The 1,704-nt window shown below is 47.5% G+C and carries 3 protein-coding genes; 2 read left to right on the forward strand and 1 reads right to left on the reverse strand.

The window, feature by feature from the left end:
* Positions 1-754, forward strand: a 754-nt coding sequence (locus Q0231_RS03425; protein WP_299345105.1) for an NADP-dependent isocitrate dehydrogenase, incomplete at its 5' end; no start/stop codon positions are given.
* A gap of 97 nt (positions 755-851) precedes the next feature.
* Positions 852-1,343, forward strand: coding sequence for a GFA family protein (locus Q0231_RS03430; RefSeq protein ID WP_269393881.1), 492 nt, complete (start codon positions 852-854; stop codon positions 1,341-1,343).
* Between the two features lie 8 nt (positions 1,344-1,351).
* Here Q0231_RS03430 and Q0231_RS03435 read toward each other — a convergent pair.
* Positions 1,352-1,704: cyclic nucleotide-binding domain-containing protein (locus tag Q0231_RS03435; RefSeq protein WP_299345109.1), on the reverse strand; the 353-nt coding region annotated here is incomplete at its 5' end.

Genomic DNA, 1,704 nt, shown 5'->3' on the forward strand with positions numbered 1-1,704 from the left:
AATCAAGTTTGTTGGCGAAGATGGCGCAGAAATCGAACATGAAGTGTTTGACGCACCAAGTTCAGGCGTTGCTATGGCGATGTATAACTTGGATGATTCAATCAAAGACTTCGCACGCGCCTCAATGAACTACGCGTTGAACCGAGGTGTGCCTTGCTACCTTTCAACAAAGAACACAATCTTGAAAGCCTATGATGGCCGCTTCAAAGACCTGTTCCAAGAAGTTTTTGACGCTGAATTTGCTGATGCATATGCTGAAAAGAAAATCTGGTACGAACACCGCTTGATCGACGACATGGTTGCTTCAGCCCTTAAATGGTCTGGTGGTTATGTTTGGGCCTGTAAAAACTATGATGGCGACGTGCAGTCTGACATTGTTGCACAGGGCTTTGGTTCTTTGGGTCTAATGACGTCAGTATTGATGTCACCAGACGGAAAAACTGTTGAATCAGAAGCTGCACACGGCACAGTGACACGTCATTACCGTCAGCACCAAAAAGGTGAAGCAACTTCAACGAATTCAACGGCTTCAATCTTTGCTTGGACACGTGGCTTGGCCCACCGTGCGAAGCTGGATGACAATGCCGAGTTGGCAAAGTTCGCTTCAACGCTTGAAGAGACTGTGATCAACACAATTGAAAGCGGCGGCATGACCAAAGACTTGGCTCTACTTGTTGGGCCAGACCAGGAATGGCTTTCAACAATTGGCTTCCTTGAAGCAATCGACAAGAACTTGCAAAAAGCGATGGCATAGCGCCACTCCGCTTTGTAAGGCAAAAAGACAACCGCTCACACGCTAGTGTGGGCGGTTTTTTTGTGCAATATTGGGGACAAATGCTCAGGATTCAAAAATGTCAAATCTTAGCCAAAATGGGCGTTGCTTGTGTGGCGGAATTGTATACAGCGTCACAAGTGAGCCGATCCACACCACAATCTGCCACTGCAAAATGTGTCAAAGGTCCACGGGTTCCGCCTACCTTTTAGAACCTATCTTTATGAAAGAAAGTGTCTCCGTTACTGAAGGCGCTACAACCGTATACGAGCATATCTCGGACATGAGTGATCAAGCATTGTGGATTAACTTTTGTGGCAACTGCGGCACCAAACTGTTCCAGACCTTTGCACGGTTTCCAGAAGTTGTCGGGGTATTTGGGGGCACATTCGACAATCCGGATTGGTTTGCCCGTACACCAGAAAACACCCGTCACATTTTCACGGCGTCCGCGGTCCAGGGAGATCTTTTCCCCGCACATTTCCAATTGTATCGCCAGCATACATCTGACTCAAATACCGGGAAGAAAAACACGCCATACATTTTGAAAGAACACAGAGAAGTTGAATGATCACAATGCTATTTGGTCTTTAATCGCTCGTCTGCAATCGCTTTAAAGTCAGCCTGTAAATGGGTGTTTTGTGTCAACAAGTAATTGAAATCATGCGCGTCCAACTCTAACAAATCGCACGCTGTGGCGGTCTTTGCCGAAAGCATATTCAGGTCCTGCGCCAAAAGGGCCGTTTCGCCAAAGTGTTCCCCTGCCCCCAAACGCAGCGTTTGACCACCTGTTTTCACAACCACCTCGCCCGTCACCACAAAATACATTGCATCAGTCACATCACCCGCGCGCACAATTGTCGTGCCTTTTGGCAAATGACGCGACTTAAGCAAATCCATAATCTCAGCAATCTCGCTGGCATCGAGTTTGG

Origin of the sequence: uncultured Maritalea sp., assembly GCF_937139385.1 — a bacterium.
GTDB classification, from domain to species: Bacteria; Pseudomonadota; Alphaproteobacteria; order Rhizobiales; family Devosiaceae; genus Maritalea; species Maritalea porphyrae_A.

Bases quoted from the DNA above. Each gene is read 5' to 3' on its own strand.
- Q0231_RS03430 (WP_269393881.1), top strand. From the start codon at position 852: ATGTCAAATCTTAGCCAAAATGGGCGTTGCTTGTGTGGCGGAATTGTA.